This window comes from Anaerocolumna aminovalerica (genome assembly GCF_900115365.1).
Lineage (GTDB): Bacteria > Bacillota > Clostridia > Lachnospirales > Lachnospiraceae > Anaerocolumna > Anaerocolumna aminovalerica.
This window is the reverse complement of the sequence record NZ_FOWD01000032.1, coordinates 32,236-50,306: the sequence shown is the minus strand read 5'-3', so window position 1 is coordinate 50,306 and position 18,071 is coordinate 32,236. Positions and strand designations below refer to the sequence as shown.

The window sequence follows — 18,071 nt, the reverse complement described above, 5'->3', positions numbered from 1 at the left end:
AAGTTCATATTATTATTTAACTCTTTAATTTCCCTTGGTGTCATAAGATAGGGCGATACTATCTTGAAAAATAGAAATAAAATTACACCTATTATAACTTTTGTTCTTGTTCTGATTTTTCTTTTTTTCACTTTATTCATCTTGTTAACATGCTCCCTTTTAAAGTCCGCGGCTTTGCAAATAGCACAAATCCATTAATTTTTTATTGTAACATATCCTCCTTTATCTCAATATCTCTTCTTTTGTTTCATACCCATCCCCATTTCTAATTTTATTTGTAGTAACCTTTATGAAACCAATCTAAACTCCTTGTAGATATAACAAAAGCTTTAAGCTTTTCCACAACTCAACCTCTCTATCTATTCTATTTGTTGCAAGGGAATATGCAAATTTTTCCTTTTAATACTCATAATTATCTCTATATGTTTTTTTCGTTTATACCCATTTTCTTTCATAATGCGATCACAATTGTCATATTATCACCAGCACGAATTCCAATAATAAAAACTCAGGACTATCTATACTTAGATAAGTTAATTTAAAGGAATTAGATAAATCAGGATATCCTTCAAATATAATATAATCTCCTCGTAAGTCTACATACATAGCTCCATACTCTATTGCTTCTATTTCCAAACCCTCATCATCAAACTCTTCTAATGGCGAAAGAAATTTGTAGGGAAAGTTACTATTATTATTTAATTCCTGTATTTCCCTTGGTATAATAAGATAGGGCGATACTATCTTATAAAATAGAAATAAAATTACCTATTATAACTTTTGTTCTTGTTCTAATTTTTCCTTTTTTTATTTTATTCATCTTGTTAACATCCTTCCAAAGTCCGCGTATTTGTACTTAGCACAAATCCCCTGTTGTTTACCTCAATAGCTGTAAGAATGGTTGTCTCCTATTCTTAAAACTTTGCCAAACTATTTGCTTAACTTAATATTTCTAATTTAAATATTTTCCATTACCTTATTACTCATGATAATATATGTAGGGATGAAAGTTCAGCTGTTATTGTTTATCTTTTTTTGATTAAGATATTTTATATTAACCTCTACATTTTTTATAAAACGAAGGTGAATATATTAAAGCATAAGAAAATAAGTAATTTTTTAAAACTACAATTTATCTTTTTTCCTAAGATTATTTTATGTATTTATATGATGGCATAAAAATCGTATTTATGCAGAAAGACGTTGAATTAGTATATGTTATTGTAGAAAATAAATTTGTAGATAAAGTTACTATTGTTATTTAATTCTTCTATTTCTCCTAGTGTAATAATATAGGGCAATAAAAAATAGAAATAGAATTAATAATTTTAACTTGAATATATTTCCATTACTTTATTATACATTTTTAGAGATATTTTTTCAATTTCTTATTAAATAATAGTTATTTATTACTACATATTACTTATTATTAACTTTATAAATTTTGCCTTACCACACAGGAAAAGGTGAAATAAGTTTATTATATTGGTCTTCCAACTCATAAAGATTATGAAGTATCGAAAAGGCAAGGAACAGGATTTAGCTATATGATTTCTTTTGAAGTGGACACCGAAGAAACTACAGGACTTTATTAGAATGCCTAAACAATATTTTATTTGCAGAAAGCTTAGGGGGAGTTAAATTGTTAATCCTATCCTATGTAGCAGACCCATGGGGATATACCTTTTAGAAAAATGGCTGGCTAGAAAAGGACAGGTATATAGAAAAGAAGAATTTATTAAAACTGGGACATTTGCGTAAAACATAATGTCTTGTGATATCTGATGAAATACCTGCTGATTTTATTTATCCCGTCCATGTAATTGCAGGTAAAAATACATTCCTCAGATAAAATTTATTGAACGGAAGGTACTCATCTATTGATTTTAACGCCTTACAGGTTTCAGAAGTGGAAAAATGCCGTTACAAAATTTTTTTGTCATTCTGAACTTAGAGGCGAAGAATAACAAAAATGTAACGGCATTTTTCATGAAATTTGATATATAATACTAATGTAGTACTTTACACCCCATAGTTACTGGATTTTTATCTTTATGAAGCCCTATATAATATGATCAACATTTCTTAAGATTATATCCTCACCAACCTGCCCTTTTACCACTACATTCTTCATAGTAAGCTTCTCCACATTATGAATGAACACTCCCATCTTACTCACCGGTTCCAAGTCATCCATCATAGCAGGCATTCCGGATTTGGTATCCTCAGCATAGTCAAAGAAGATATTTTCAAGGATTATTTCTTCAATCTTTTTCTCTGGAAGGCCGTAGATATATACTGCTGCCACATGGCAGTTCTTACATTCCAGATTACGAAAGAACAACTGTTTTATCTCCGGAGTACGTTCATCCACTGGCATTGGAGCTTTGTCCCGGACATAAGCCGTATGCCCGTCTGGATCACAGAAATAAAAGCAGTTTACAACTAAAGGTGTCATGACCCCATCCATCTTGATATGGTCGAATACAACATTGTCAATAATGGCATCTTTTCCTCTGCCTCTTCTGGTCTTAATCCGAAGACCACGGTCGGTATCAAGGAATATGCAGTCTTTCACAGTTAAATCCTGAACCCCTCCAGCCATTTCACTGCCAATGGTAACGGAACCATGTCCATCTCTCATGCAGCACTGACGAATGGTAATCGATTTTGAAGGTGTTTTATATTTTGCACCCATATATATCTTACCGGATTTTATAGCAATACAATCATCCCCTACACTAAAATACACCCCTGTAATATCCACATTACAACAGGATTCCACATCTAAGGCATCCGTGTTTGGTGAATCCTTGGGATTTATAATGGACATTCCTATGAATTTTAAATTTTTACTAAAATAGGGATGAACGGTCCAACTTGGACTATTCTGAACTGTAATTCCCTCAATCACAACATTATTACATTGCTGTAAAAATATAGTTCGTGGACGCCATGCAATCCCTTTTTCTTTTGGATTTTTCCACCAATTATCATAATTGGCATTTCCATCAATGATACCCTGACCATATATCACTACGTTCTCTACATTGATTCCGTGAATGATTCCTGAATACATAGTAAGAGGATTTCCCTCCCAGGTTCCAAGATTATATTCCTCTGTTTCATCGTAGTTTTGAATTAGACCAGGCATAATCGGGTGGTTTTCCGTTGATGTGTAAGCTTTAAGCCCAGCACCTTTCCCAATCTCCAGTCTTAGATTACTTTTTAAAAAGATACTTGTAATCCGATAAGTTCCTTCTGGTATATATACTCTTCCATTCTCAGGACATGCCATGATGGCAGCCTGAATACAACAGGTATCATCATTACTTCCATCCCCCCTTGCACCAAAATCTTTTACATTAAGAGTATAAGACTCAGATAAGGTGGTAAAAGTAATACTGTTCTGTATATCATTATTCTCGATTGACAGAATATACTCTGAATCAGGTTTTAAATTATAGATACCCGTAATGATTCTATCGGTAGTTCCATAATCTTCTCCATTTAGCTTAAGTGAATATGGAGCTTTTGTATGAAAAATACCTCCATCATTGATCTCTAATACAGCATTTCTTGATGTTAGATAAATAATCTTAAGTTTCATTGAACCATTTTCCTTTCACTTGTAGGTAAAACTTCACACCAGGGTTTTATACATTTGTATGAAATAAAAATTTCAAGGTTTTATTATGTAACTTAATTTATTTCCAGATCAGAAAATCATTAATTTCTGTGCATATGCCATCATATAAGCCCCAACACCCTTTTGATCATCACATACAATTGGCTCTGACAGATAATATTCCACACTTCCATCACGACGTGGATTATCAGAAGGACCTAGTCCAGCAACAGAACACATATTAGATAATTTTAATGTTCCATCTTCCTCTATCAACATATTTTCTGTCAGAGAATCTACGATTACTTCACCCATTTCCTGATATTTTTCTTTTAATAATACACCTTTTCTACATGCCTTTAGAATAGAATATCCAATCATAGCAGAGCCGGAAGTCTCGAGGTAATTATCCTTAATATCAGCTCTGTCTATTACCTGATAGAATAATTTACTTTTTGGATCCTGATATTTTAGGATTCCTTTTATTGCCTCACGGAATAAATCTTCTAATGTTTTGTAATGTTCAAAGATAGATTCCTCCATCTCATCCATTACATCAATCAGTGCCATAAGGTACCATCCCATAGAACGAAGCCAGAAGTTTGGAGACTGTCCGGTTTCTTTATCCGCCCAAAAGAGTTCTTTTGACTGGTCATAGGCATGATAATATAGTTCTTTTTCTTCATTATAAAGATATTTTCTTACATTTTTAAATTGTTCAATGATATCGCTATAATTCTCCTTCTTATTATATTTGGTTTCATACATCATGTAGAATGGTTGTGCCATATATAGTCCATCCAACCAGACTTGATTGGGATAAATCATCTTGTGCCAGAAGTTTCCGCTTTTTGTTCTTGGATGTTTACGGAGTTGATTCATCAATACTTCTATTGCCTTTCTATATTTTTCTCTTCCAGTCCACTCATAAGCATGGAACAATACTTTTCCTGTATTAATACTGTCGATGTTATATTTCTCTTCCTCGTAATACTTTATGGTACCCTCATTGGTTATGTATTCATTAAGATATTTTAGAACAAATTCCTGATATTTCTCATCTCCAGTTGCCTGATATAGGAGAACACACCCCATTAACACGCAGCCGTCTTCATAATTCCATTTCTTCATTTCTCCCTGGAAATGCTTTAAATAATTATCTGTATATCTATAAAATTTCATTGTTTCTTCCTTTCCATTGATGTAAGAATGTTAATTCCAGAATAAAATTGTTTCTATTTTGCATATAATCAAATAAATACATTTAAGTTCATTTAAGCAGTTTCGTTTATTTATTTATAATTTAGACTATTGATTGACTATTAAGACTGTATCGATTTCATTTGATAAAACGCTCCTCTAAGTTCCATAAGTTCTTCATAAGTACCACATTCAGCACACACCCCATTTTTAATTACACAGATCTTATCAGCCTGGCGAATAGTGGATAACCGATGGGCCACTATAAAAGTTGTTTTATTCTTAATTAGATTGTTTAATGCATCCTGTATTAGTTTCTCCGATAAACTATCCAAAGCTGAAGTTGCTTCATCCAGAATAATCACTTTCGGATTACGGATAAGCGCTCTTGCAATAGAAATCCGCTGGCGCTGACCACCTGAAAGCTTATCTCCATGTTCCCCGATCATAGTATCAAGACCATCTGGTAATGCTTCAATGACACTTGATAGATTAGCTGCTTTTATTACTTCTGTTAATTGTTTTTCAGAATAAGAAGTTAAGCCGTATGTAATATTATCCCGGATGGAACCTGAAAAAAGAATAGTATTCTGAGGTACAACTGCGATATGGTTCCGATATGTTCTAAGATCTATCTCTTTCATGTTATGTCCATCAATGAACATATCTCCTGACTTTGGAAGGATAAAACCAATGACCATGTTTAAAATAGTAGATTTACCAGCACCAGATTCACCCACAAGTGCAATAGTCTCACCAGGTTTTACCAAAAGGTTGATACCATTAAGAATATTATCCTCTTCATTATAGGAGAATTTAACATCATGAAATTCATAAACTCCATCTATACTTTTTAATTTTAATTTCCCACTGTTATCTTCAATATCATGTGCATCAAGAATTTCACCAATACTGGATACAGATTCCAAACCTTTGGATATGACAGGCACTAAGGTAATTAATGAGGATACCTGATTCACTATCGTAGCAAAATAACTTTGGTAGAGTACGATGTCACCAACCTGAATTTGCTTCTTTAGTGCCAGAAAGGCGGTAAAAACCAGGCACCCTACCTGAAATATCTGAAAAATGGCCCAGCTTACTGATCCAAAGTTTGCCTGAATAATGTCCAAATGATACCCTTCTTCTGCTACATGTTTGACCTGGTTTTCCATCTTCTCTACTTCCACCTTTTCAAGGGAATGAGCCCTGGTTATAGGAATCATTTCTACCATCTCCATGAACTTAACAGAAGTCTCCTCCATTTCTTTACGAAACTTATGATTCTGTTTATTTATCCGTTTTCGAAATGCAACAATAGTCAAAGCAGCAACTGGAATGGTTAATAGAAAAAAGACAAATACAATTCGATTCTTTATCACTGTGATTCCCAGAGCAACTACAATATTAATCAGTATATTTAATAAACTTACAAACAACTGTGAAGATAAGGTTTCAACATTCTCCACATCACGTATAATCTTAGATTGTAAACGTCCTGCTTCCATATCTTTATGATAGGATATGGATAATTGCTGTAACTTACGTACTAAAGAATTTCTTAAATTAGCTTCTACGGATCTTATAGCATAACTACGAAAATGGGTATGAAGATAATTCATAGGAACATTTAAGAGGATCAACCCCGCCATATTAGCCCCATTCAATAGAACTAATTGTATAACGTTACTCTTTCCAAATGTCACATGATTAACAATATTAGCGATAACAATAGGCATCGCCCATGTTGGACTATGTTTAATCGCATAGAATATGCCTGATAATATAAATTTATAATAATGTCCCTTGTAATACTCAAATAACTTTCTTAATGTATGATTATTGGTTTGTTCCATTTTTTCCTCCGAACTCAATGCCTGCCACTTATATATCTAAAATACTCAAAAGGTACTTCTAAATCCTTCTCCCCTCCATAAGCATACATCCCTACCATCGCTCCAGTAAAACGTTTCCCCATCTTAAGTCCTTCATCACTTAAATAAGTAACAGGGTTAAGGGTTGTAAAACAGGAATAGCTTACTCCATCCATACTATAATAAAATTCACGTCGTAAATAATTGGTTCGAACCTGTAAATATATTTCTCTCTCATTGGAATTTAGTACTACAGCTTCTCTGGAGTGAAAATCCTCTAACCCAATATGTTCCGCTAATTTTATGTACCGGCTGCCATCAGAAGCAGCAAATACACCAAACTTTACCCATGAATTCTCATCATAGTAACAGATAAGTCCCGCGTCCTGTCCTGGATACATAGGTACTACCAGCATTTTTGTTTCAGCAGTAAATACGAAATCTTTCTGACGTCTTAAGACAATATTGCGGGCTTCTATGGAATTAAGAGGTGCTTTACTCCCTCTGATCCATAACTTACTATTCTTTAATTGTATCCCATTTCTTTCTGGGGGCCTTGGAAACACCCAATCTACACTAAGGCTATCATCATCAAAATCATCAAAATCCCTATTTTCCCAGATACATTCCGGTAAGTTCGGTTTCTTCTGCAATGTACTTGGACCCTTAAGCCCATTCACAATTGGCCAGCCATCTAAAGTCCATTGTATTGGATCCAGAGCTGTTTCTCTGCCTAGAATCGTATATCCATCTCCAAGCATTCGGCCGCACAGATAGACCATGTACCATTCTCCATTCTGGGTCTGTACCGGCTTACCATGGCCACACCTGCTAATACCTGCTTTCTCATCCCATTGAGCCATGATAGGATTGTAAGGACATGGTTCATAATTGCCAAATAAAGTTCCAGAGCGTGCTACTGTAATTCTATGGCCTGGTCCAGTTCCACCTTCTGCTAAAAATAAATAATAAAATCCGTCTTTCTTTAATAGATGAGGACCTTCCGGTGCTCGTTTCTGGTCTCCATAATATAAAAGCTTTGCTTCTGATATCTGTTTGGTTGCATCTTTATTTAATTCAAAGATTCTTGCTCCACGGTTTAATAGCATATATCTTTTTCCATCCTCATCATTAAAGATAGAAGGATCTATTCCATCTTCATCAATGAATACAGGTTTACTATAAGGACCTTCTGGTTTTTCAGAAGATACCACCATTTGTTTCCGATAGATCCTGCCGTTATCATTCAAACGGTAAGTGGCCGTAATATAGAACCGTCCTTCATAGTAAGAGATATCTGGTGCCCAATACCCCCGCCCTCCTTCAAGATGATCCAGATATGACCAGTCAGGATTTGTTATTGCAAATCCTATAATATGCCAATGTATTAAATCTTTTGAGTGGGATATTGGAATACAAGGAAAATATATAAAAGAGGAATTCACCATATAATAATCCTCTCCAACCCTTACAATAGAAGGATCAGGGTAAAAACCAGTACGGATTGGATTTTTATACATTTCACTTAGCCCGGCACCACAGATTTGTTCAAAATATTTTTCTAATTTTTCATACCCTTTCTCGTGAGCAATCTCAAAGGGAGTAATTAAATCTACATCAGGAGTAACAGGGGATAATCCAACCTTTTCAACCAGATATTTGGCTAATTGGGGATTTCCAGACATTGCAGCATAATGTAATATGTTTCGATTCTTTGAATCTACCGTGTTCATACTGGCTCTGGAATATTCAACAATATACTTTACAATACTGAGATTACCAGTTTTTGCAGCAATAAAACTCATACAAACTCCTGATTCATCCCTATAATCAATGGTAGAAGGATCTTCTGCTAATATTTCTTTTAATAGATCCAGGTTCTCCCTTAATATAGCTTCTTCTATCTTCATTCTGTCTTCTATCATGACTCTCCTTCTATCTTCATTTGTCTTTTTAACTACCTTGCCTTATATATTTCCATAATTTCATCTAACATTGATTCTTATAATTACATATCAGCACTAATCCTATGAATATTTTCATCCTTCAAATGCATCTACCTTTAGATAAGCAAAATCTGCATATCCATGTTTCTCTTTATTGTCTAAGGCAATAGAGAATAGCCCTAATCTGGAGCCTACCCAGGTATGCTTTGAAGGCACAAAGGTATACCCTGTTTCTATATAGGTTCCATCATTCACACTAAAACAAAATCCGGCAACAGGCTCCCCTTTATTCTCATGAAAAATAAGCTTGATAATAATTTCAGATATATCATTAGAGATTAACCTCTCCATAATCACTTTCTCTTCCCTGACATCCTTTTCTCCGAAAGATTCAACATAAACTACAGATAAGTTATTCTGTTTCTTTCTTACTGCAAGATAAGCATACTGGCCACCCATTAATACCATTCCTGCCTGTTCCTTCTCACCTAACCCTTGTATCCCCATCTTTATTTCTGCTTTAAAAGACGGACATACAATCTTTTGTGTCAGTACATTTGAAGATTGCCAAAGGGTTACCGGATCATTACCGGATGGATTCAGGCTATACATACGTAAATATCCCATTCTTTCTGATAAAGAATAGAATTCTTGTCTGTGATTACCAAGCCATTGCCATTGGAGAGATAGTTCTTTCTTCTTGAAATCATCACTTGCATCTAGATAAGCAGGATCCCACACAGGATTTCCACCCGGTTTCTTATGGATTAGAACCGGCTCTCCCAGGCTTGTTTCTTCTGGACTTTCTCCAATGACCGGCCACCCATCTCTCCACCTGACAGGTTGCAAGTGAACAATTCGTCCATAGACACCTTTGTCCTGAAAATGAAGAAACCACTCCTCATTACTTGGTGTATCTACTAAACCTCCCTGATGGGGACCATTTATAGAAGTAGCACCTTGATGCATTACAATCCTTTCATCGTAAGGACCGTTGATATTTTCGGATCGCAATACTGTCTGCCAGCCTGTTTTAACTCCGCCAGCTGGAGCGAAGATGTAATAATACCCATCTCTTTTATAGATCTTAGGTCCTTCTATGGTTGGTTGTGTTTTCGTTCCATTAAATATAAATTTATCTTCTCCTATAGCTTTCTCCCCATTGTAAGACATAGGAAATATTCCTAATATACTTTTAAATCCAATACGGCTATTGGCATATCCGTGAATTACATAAGCATTCCCATCCTCATCCCAAAAAGGGCAAGGGTCTATCAGCCCTTTGCCTTCCAGCACACAGATTGGAACACTCCACTTGCCCAAAGGATTCTCTGCACTTACCATAAAGATACCTTCATCTGGCATTCCATAATAAATATAAAATTTATTATGGTGAAAGCGGATAGCAGGTGCCCATATTCCTTTTGCATGAGCCGGATTTTTATAGGTATCATAATTTATATTTTCTACTGCATAATTCTTTAATTTCCAGTTCACTAAATCTTTTGAAATTAATAAAGGAAGGCCAGGTGTATAGTTAAAACTGGATGCAGTCATATAGTATGTATCACCTACCCGAATCACATCAGGATCCGAATAATCTGCAAAAAGAATGGGATTTCTAAAAGATCCATCTCCTAAATCCGCTTTCCATAATAATTTTTCTCCCATGAATGTTCCTCTGCTTTCTCGATAATTTGACATTCAGCCAAGAGACTCCTAAACCTTTAGCCCAATGTCTAATCTCTCTGGTTCTATTAATAGATTCCAATAGATATCTCCAAGTTCCTTAAGTCCCTTTGCAACAAGTCCCCCAAAGGCCACTGCCCCTTCATATTTTAAATGAGTATTATCCGTAAGGCCATCAGGGTAATTAGAATATTCATCAGGCGCTAAATGCATAAAATACCTTTTGCTGCCTTCATCTCCCACTTTCAGCAGGAATTCCCTACTCATGGAGAATAGATCAATGACCGGTACCTTAAGTTTTTTCCCTGTTTCTATCATTGCTTTTGGATAGTCTCCATGAATTTTTTCCTCCAGATGAGTTTCATCTACAAAATACCTTCTGCAAAGTGGTGTAATAAATACAGGATGAGCCATTTTATTTCTGGCTGCGTTAACAAACTTCTCTAAATTTTCCTGATAGTCACCAAAAGCTTTCGTATACCTGCTTGGATCTTCTATTTTAGAATCATTATGTCCGAATTGAATGAATAAAAAATCATCTTCTTTTATATCATTATATATTGCTGCCAAACGAAATTCGTCCAGAAATGACTTGGTACTTCTTCCATTTTCAGCATGATTTATAATTTCAATCTCTTTTTTAATAAAAAGTCTTATTCCCTGGCCGATCCCTGTTTGAGGATAGGTGGTAAAATCATTCTCCTTTACTGTGGAATCACCGGCCCAAAAAATTCTACTCATATTGTCCTCCAAGTCAACAAATCAACTACCAAGTTTATTCCCAATATTTTAAGTCAGACGTTATTCTTTCACCGCTCCAATATTTACACCAGTTACAAAATATTTCTGGCAGAATGGATAGAGAATCATAAATGGAATGATTGCTACCATAGTAGCTGCATTTTTAACTGTATTTGCTGTAGCTGAACCATTAGCTATTGGTAAATCACTGCCTAAAATAACACTTCTTAACTTCATCTGAAAATTATATAAATCCGAATTGGTAATATATAATTTATAATTTGTATAGTCATTCCAGTAACTCACAGCAAACATAAGACCAATTGCTGCTAATGCTGCTTTCGATAGCGGAAGTACAATTCTAAAAAATATCCCCACTGGAGTGCAGCCATCAATGGTTGCCGACTCGAATAGACTCACAGGAATACCCTCAAAGAAATTACGCATTAGTACCAGATTATATACATTTAATGCTGGAACTAATATAACTGACCATAGTGTATTGGTTAAATGTAAGTTATTAATAACCAGGTATGTAGGAATCATACCACCGCTGAAAATCATGGTAAATAACAACATATTAGCGATAAATGTTCTCCCTGGCATCTCCCATTGAATCAAAACATAGGCACCAAAAGTGGATAAAATCAATCCGATAAATGTACCTGCAATCGTTGTTATAACCGATACTAACAGAGGTTGATACAAGGTTGGATTTGTAAATACGGAAATATATCCGTCAAACCCAAATTTCTTAGGCCACATTTTCATACCATAAGCAGTATGAAGATCTAATGAGTCCACAAATACTTTCCAAAGTGGTACGATCATTAAAAAACATACCAGTAAAAAAACAATTGCCAAACATACGGAAAACAATGTAATCTTCTTTTTTTTCTTTTCTCTCTTCATCATCCTGCCCTCCTATACAATTCCACGGCCTCTAACTTTTTTACTTGCATAATTACATATCAGAACAAGGGCACAAGCTACTAAAGATTTAACAAGACCTACTGCTGTTGTGTAACCATAGTTTGGCAAAGCCCCACTATTAAATGTCTGAGTATATATGTAAGTCTGAAGTACATCTGATTGTCTGACTACCGCATCATTTTGTAATACGAAAACAGATTCAAATAGATTCATTATTTTTGCAAGGTTTAATATAAGTACTGTAATAATTGTATTAGCAAGTGCTGGCAAAGTAATAAATCGCATCTTATTCCACCTTCCGGCACCATCAATGGACGCTGCTTCATATTGTTCCGGATTAATCCCTGCTAATGTTGCCATGAATATAATCGTACCCCATCCAGTTTCTTTCCATATATTAATGATATAATAAGCTGGACGCCACCATCTGTTACTTCCTAAAAAATATATTTCAGCACCTTTTTCTACAAAACCGAGACTGGTTAAAAAGGAATTCACTAATCCTTCCTGGGTTGGTGATAAAATTAATGCAAATACAGATGCAGTAACAACCCAGGACATAAAGTGGGGAAGATATATAATTGTCTGGGCAGCTTTTTTAAACTTCAAGCCTGTAATTTCATTTAACAATAATGAAATAATTACTGCTGCACCTGTATTAACAATTAATTTAATAATACTTAGCTCCATAGTGTTTCTAAAAGCCGACCAAAATCCGGCCATAGAAAACATTTTTTTAAAATTCTCAAATCCAACAAATACTGGTTCTAAAATACCCTTATATTCAAAAAATGCATACCTGATTCCAAACATTGGCAGGTAGAAAAATATTATGGCAAATACCAATACCGGAAGAATCATTAAATAAAACCATCTATGTATATATATTCTAGTCCTGAGTGGTTTTGTACTAACCACAGTCTTTTCTTTCTTATTTCTGCTCATCTATCCAGTTTTCCCTTCCTCTTGAAAAGTTCAAAAAGGGAGTGGCAAAAAGTGATACCTTATTCCCTTGCCCCTCCCCACATTTACATTATATCTTATTTTGCATTCAGAGAATCAACGATAGCTTTCGACCATTCTGCTCCGCCTTCTTCTTCATATCTCTTCATTTCATCTTCAAATGAAATACCCTGAGTTACAACATTGGCAATAATTTCTCTCTTTAATGTTGTTAAATCACCATTGTACTGGCTCATTACATCTGTGGAAGGAACTAGTTGTACTACTTTGGAATGATTATTAAAGGTTTCCTGGGATATTCTTGTATCTGCAGTTACCTGCTCTGCACCTGGATCTTCAAATGCAGTGAAATTACCAATGGATAAAAGAGGATCGATATGGTTCTTTGTATACTGAGTACCTTTTGTCTCCAAGTTTTCTAACATGTGGAATTGTCCTTCTTCATATATTTTTCCACATACTTCTTCCTCTTTTGTAGACCAGTGAGTACCTTCTACACCATATGTAAATAATTGCTGCATTTCGCCGCCATCAAGCATAGATTCAATAAAATATTTAGCTACACCTTCTGGATTTTCAGCTTTAGCAGTAACACACCATACTGGTGCTTGTCTTTCAAGATAAGCACCCACTTCTTTAATTGGTTCAATTGGAATTAATTCTCCATCGAAACCATTTGCTTCAAGATTTGTTCTCATATTAGTGGCCCATGTTCCAGCCCAGTAAGTGAATACACCAAACTTATCTTCATAGAATTTATTACGGCAGTCACTTGTACCATTTGTGAGAGATTCTTTGTCAATATATCCTTTTTCATAAGCATCTCTCAGCCTTCCCAATGCTCCTGCCATTGCTTCTTCTGAAAACCCATCTACCCATTGTCCATCTGCATTTTTGTAAAAACTGGGAAAGGCATCCTGATAGAATTCCGGCAGATAGTTGGTATATGGTGCTTCTACACCGATCAAACCTGCACTGGATACTCCATATGTATCTCCATCTATGCCATTGTTGTCTGGATCACCTTTCGTAAATGCATCTAACATAGCAATATATTCATCATATGTAGTTGGAACATCCAAACCTACATTTTCAAGCCATGCTTTCTTTACATAGGTAATACAACCGTTACCACGGGCCGGAGATAGTCCGTAAAGCTTACCATCTATATATAAGCTATCTGTTATAGCTTCGTTATTAATTCTTCCTGAAGCTTTTAATTCAGAATTCTCCCAGAAATCTGTCATATCCCATAGAACTCCTTCTTCCGCATATCCTGAATAAAAAGTAGAACTTAAAAGAATTGCATCTGGCCAATCACCGCTTGCAAGGGTCTGTCCAACTACATCATAATAAGCATCATGATCAGGTTGGATAATTTCTAAATCAATTCCAGATAATTCTTCCCATTTCGCTTCGAATGCATCACGGCCATTTGCCTTGGTAAATAGTGTACCATCAACCATGATCGTAATCTTCTTAGGTTTTTCAATCTCAGCTTCTTGGTCTGCCTGGGGGGTAGCGCCTTGTGTTTGTGTTTTTGTTTGTGTTTCCTCTGTTCCATTTTCTTTTTTACACCCGGTTAATACTGATGACATAACCATTGTAAGTACAAGTGTAAGAGCTAATACTTTACTAAACTTTCTCATAAAAACCTCCTTTTACTTTTTGTTGTTTTTGCATGACCTTCTCCAAATCACAGTCCGAATATATCACGATATTCACAACAAAAACAAGAGACAATATTTTTGCAGCGTGCATTTCTTGTGTATACAGGCTTTAAATAAGGCTTTTTTTATCAATTATTACAATTTTCTAAGTAAATGATATAAAAAGAGAATTTTTATGAATAGAATATAATCCTTAAATTTTAATCTCTATATTAAGAAAGGAAGGATTTCTTCATATAAGCTGTCATAAATATATTGATTGCCATCTTTTATACAGGTAGTATCTGCAGTAGTAATACATATAATATCCTGTTTGGGAAGGCATATAGCCAGTTGTCCGCCCAATCCATAACAGGCAAAGCCACCATGACTGATACACCAAAACTGATATCCGTAACCTAAGGTTTCCTCAAATATTGCACCCTCTACTTTATTATCTGTTTTATGGGAAGTAGCTTCTTTTATATACCATGCAGGTACCAGTTGTCTCTCCCCTAATCTTCCATCGTTCATGATTAACATGGCAAATTTCATGATATCCATAGGAGTTGCCACTAACCCGCTCCCTCCCATGGATATTCCAAATGGATCTTTTAACATATAAGCATCTTTACTAAAGCCGATTTCCTCAAGGAATTTCTCCCTCATATAATCAAGGATAGGTTTTTTCGTAAGTTTTTCAACCAAAGCACCTAGAGTATGACTGGATGAAGTATCGTATCGAAATATAGTGCCTGGCTCATGATGAGGTTTTTTAATAAAGAAACTTTCTACCCAGTCCTTCGTTAAATCTTCTTTATAAGTAGTTTTATAGTGACATGTTTGCATTCGTAACATATCCTTAATGGTCATTTTTCTAATCCAAGGGTGAAGGTCCCCAGGTAATTTTTCAGGAAAGTATTTAATAATAGGATCTTCTAATGAAATCCGTCTCTCATCTGCCAATAACCCAATGGCAACAGAGATAAAACTCTTACTAATTGAATACATCCGATGTAAGGAATCCCCTTTATATGGTTCATAATACCCTTCATAAATGAGCTGCCTATGTCTTGCAATTAATATACTATGCATAGGTAGTTTTAAATCTTCTAATCGTTTAACAAAGCGCTTTATAGAATCCGGTGATACCCCCACATCTTCCGGTTTCACCCTAGGTATGTAATTCATTCTATTCCTCCTCATATTAATTATTTGTTACATCTCGCATTGTCTTAGGAGATATTCCGTAAATCTTTTTAAATGCACGTCGGAATGTATTAGAATTATTATAGCCTATCTCCTGGTATAGGTTACTTATATTAATATCCGATTCTTTAATTAACTGAACTGCCTGTTCCATTCGAATACGCTCTAAATAAGTTGAGAAATTTTCCCCCGTTTCTTCTTTAAAAAGATAAGAAAAATAACTTTCTGAGATTAGGAATTCATCTGAAATTTTATTTAAACAAAGAGATGGATCATTATAATTATCTAAAATATACTTCTTGATATTTGTAATTAGTTGGCTTCTTGAACACTTATTCCCATATAGCCTGCAGAGACTAAGTGCAATATCTTCACAAAGCTTTAATGACATATGTTCTTCAAACATGGCATCAATTGCCTTTAATTCATCCTTATTTTTCTCATCTGTCTGAATTGTAAATCGAATCTTAAACAATGTATTTTTTATATCGGAGAATAAACATTTCATCATATTTACTGATTGTGATTGTTCTTCCATATTCTCATGACGGATTACTTTAAAAATCTCAAGGACCTGACTCTCATTTCCAATTGTGATAAAGTTTGTAAGCTGACCAGCTAACTCCATAGGATAATAAAAAACATTCGTATCACGTTTAATACATGCATAGGTTTTCACAATATGATCTTTTGTCGCATAATTAACAACTTCATTGGCCTGTTGATAAGATTTCCATGTTACCATCAGATCACTATCCCAGTTGCCTAATCCTGCAAAACTCCATATAGAATAACTATCCATCAGATATTCATGGAACCCTTTAAATACCTCTTTAACTTTTTGGGAGGCCTGTTTATCCTCTTCCTCTTCCTCATTGGATAATAGTAATACATATTCACGTTCAGCAGGTTGATAAATATGTACCTCTTCTTTAAAATACTTACCTATTGCAAACTTTATAATCTCATCATAGTTTTCCGTATTTGGCCCGATGATCGCTGAATTTTCCAATTGTAATTCATACTGATTTACATAAACGATAATATATAAAATAGAGAACTTACGATGATCTGTTGATATACTCAAATATTGTCTTGCATAATCCAACTCTTTTAGAGAAGAGATTCCCCCATGCATAATACGGCTTAAATAGGACTGCTGTATGATTGGTTTTTGTTCATCCACTATCATCTGAAGGGATCTTTGCCTGGTAATCGTATTCTTTAATTCATTATTGAGAGCAATCATTGGTTTTACATTTCTTTTTGAGAGGAAAAGTATTAGCAAAAATCCTATGGATAGTGCCAAACAAATAATAAATACAAATATATCCCTATACTGTTCTAATGAGTATAAGGCTTCAACTGCGGGCTGAACCAGATAATAATTCCATTTATTATATTCAGAATCACTGTAAGTTACTAACATTTCATTGTTATCCTGTTCATATTCAGAAAGACCATCCTTATAAGTTAAATTCTTTAAAATATCAGCTGAAATCTCACCTGTATCATTTTCAGTAAGTACAAAGGCTTCTTCACCTTCATTATTGGTAGCATATAGATACCCTGAATTAAAAAGATTCAAATCGCTGTAGATTCGAGTCAGCTTGTTTATATCTATTTCAAAGCATATGACAGCTGGGATATCCCTTAATGTATAATTTTTAAGTGGAAGCATATAAAGATAAGAGGAATTTGTTTTATTCATATAATGTCCCAGGGAGATAAACTTACGGTTATAATCAGAATCATTCATCTTATTCAGCCAGTCATCATACTGTTCCGGCATAAACATTCTCTTACTATTATAATAACTTTCCATATCCGTAAACTGGGAATAAGATAATACATATCCTGATTGTTGCAGATAGATAAAATAATTATCAATAGGAAGGAGATTCTCAGTATGAATAAATACTGACAAATCATCCTTTACAAATGATGCTAACAGATAATAATCTTTATCTTTATTATCCGGTTTGTTAGCAAGTGTCACTAATTTTGAATTAGAAGCCACCTGACCTGCTAAAGCATCCATCGTTGTTAGATCAGCATCCAATTTCCGAATTGCATTTTGCAGCATAAGTTTATTCTGATTTCTTATATCAGAACGTACATTATTAATACTTATATTGTATAAATTAACACCCATAATTAATAATATAATAAGTACAGTACTATAGGAAAACACCATACGGAACATGAACTGTGCATTATTACTATTTGTTTTCATAGA

General features: G+C 34.5%; 13 protein-coding genes. 1 reads left to right on the top strand and 12 read right to left on the bottom strand.

The genetic code is table 11. The annotated features are described in order from the left end of the window. Positions 1-471 precede the first annotated feature (471 nt). Positions 472-636 carry a hypothetical protein gene (locus BM183_RS20795; protein ID WP_170848041.1) on the bottom strand — a complete coding sequence of 55 codons (165 nt, stop codon included), beginning with the start codon at positions 634-636 and terminating at the stop codon, positions 472-474. Positions 637-1,484: 848 nt separating this feature from the next. Here BM183_RS20795 and BM183_RS21695 point away from each other — a divergent pair. Continuing rightward, positions 1,485-1,595 (top strand): PLP-dependent transferase, encoded by a 111-nt coding sequence (locus BM183_RS21695; protein ID WP_276326336.1) that lies wholly within the window; start codon positions 1,485-1,487, stop codon positions 1,593-1,595. A gap of 467 nt (positions 1,596-2,062) precedes the next feature. Here the strand turns inward: BM183_RS21695 and BM183_RS15515 are convergent, their stop codons facing one another. The 11 genes from BM183_RS15515 to BM183_RS15465 all read right to left on the bottom strand — a co-directional run bounded on the left by BM183_RS15515 (position 2,063) and on the right by BM183_RS15465 (position 18,068). Beyond that, complete coding sequence (locus tag BM183_RS15515) at positions 2,063-3,610, bottom strand: glycoside hydrolase family 28 protein (RefSeq protein WP_091687783.1); 1,548 nt, start codon at positions 3,608-3,610, stop codon at positions 2,063-2,065. A 108-nt stretch (positions 3,611-3,718) separates the two neighbouring features. Then, a complete protein-coding gene (locus BM183_RS15510) occupies positions 3,719-4,810 on the bottom strand; it encodes a glycoside hydrolase family 88/105 protein (protein WP_091687782.1) in 1,092 nt (363 codons plus the stop codon). 140 nt (positions 4,811-4,950) lie between these two features. Further along, complete coding sequence (locus BM183_RS15505) at positions 4,951-6,684, bottom strand: ABC transporter ATP-binding protein (RefSeq protein WP_091687781.1); 1,734 nt, start codon at positions 6,682-6,684, stop codon at positions 4,951-4,953. A 14-nt stretch (positions 6,685-6,698) separates the two neighbouring features. Then, entirely contained in the window at positions 6,699-8,627 is a 1,929-nt protein-coding gene (locus BM183_RS15500) for a family 43 glycosylhydrolase (protein ID WP_242961026.1), read from the bottom strand. Positions 8,628-8,741: 114 nt separating this feature from the next. Beyond that, complete coding sequence (locus tag BM183_RS15495; protein ID WP_242961025.1) at positions 8,742-10,352, bottom strand: glycoside hydrolase family 43 protein; 1,611 nt, start codon at positions 10,350-10,352, stop codon at positions 8,742-8,744. A gap of 15 nt (positions 10,353-10,367) precedes the next feature. Continuing rightward, positions 10,368-11,078 (bottom strand): rhamnogalacturonan acetylesterase, encoded by a 711-nt coding sequence (locus BM183_RS15490; RefSeq protein ID WP_091687780.1) that lies wholly within the window; start codon positions 11,076-11,078, stop codon positions 10,368-10,370. A 60-nt stretch (positions 11,079-11,138) separates the two neighbouring features. Then, positions 11,139-11,993 (bottom strand): carbohydrate ABC transporter permease, encoded by an 855-nt coding sequence (locus BM183_RS15485; protein WP_308742953.1) that lies wholly within the window; start codon positions 11,991-11,993, stop codon positions 11,139-11,141. Positions 11,994-12,002: 9 nt separating this feature from the next. Continuing rightward, on the bottom strand, positions 12,003-12,956 hold the full coding sequence (locus BM183_RS15480) for an ABC transporter permease (RefSeq protein WP_091687779.1): 954 nt from the start codon (positions 12,954-12,956) through the stop codon (positions 12,003-12,005). A gap of 95 nt (positions 12,957-13,051) precedes the next feature. Continuing rightward, the gene (locus tag BM183_RS15475) at positions 13,052-14,623 is read right to left on the bottom strand and encodes an extracellular solute-binding protein (protein WP_091687778.1); all 1,572 of its coding nucleotides are present in this window, start codon (positions 14,621-14,623) and stop codon (positions 13,052-13,054) included. A 228-nt stretch (positions 14,624-14,851) separates the two neighbouring features. Beyond that, on the bottom strand, positions 14,852-15,814 hold the full coding sequence (locus BM183_RS15470) for a serine hydrolase domain-containing protein (RefSeq protein WP_170848040.1): 963 nt from the start codon (positions 15,812-15,814) through the stop codon (positions 14,852-14,854). A gap of 16 nt (positions 15,815-15,830) precedes the next feature. Then, positions 15,831-18,068 carry a helix-turn-helix domain-containing protein gene (locus tag BM183_RS15465; protein WP_091687776.1) on the bottom strand — a complete coding sequence of 746 codons (2,238 nt, stop codon included), beginning with the start codon at positions 18,066-18,068 and terminating at the stop codon, positions 15,831-15,833. Positions 18,069-18,071: the final 3 nt, after the last annotated feature.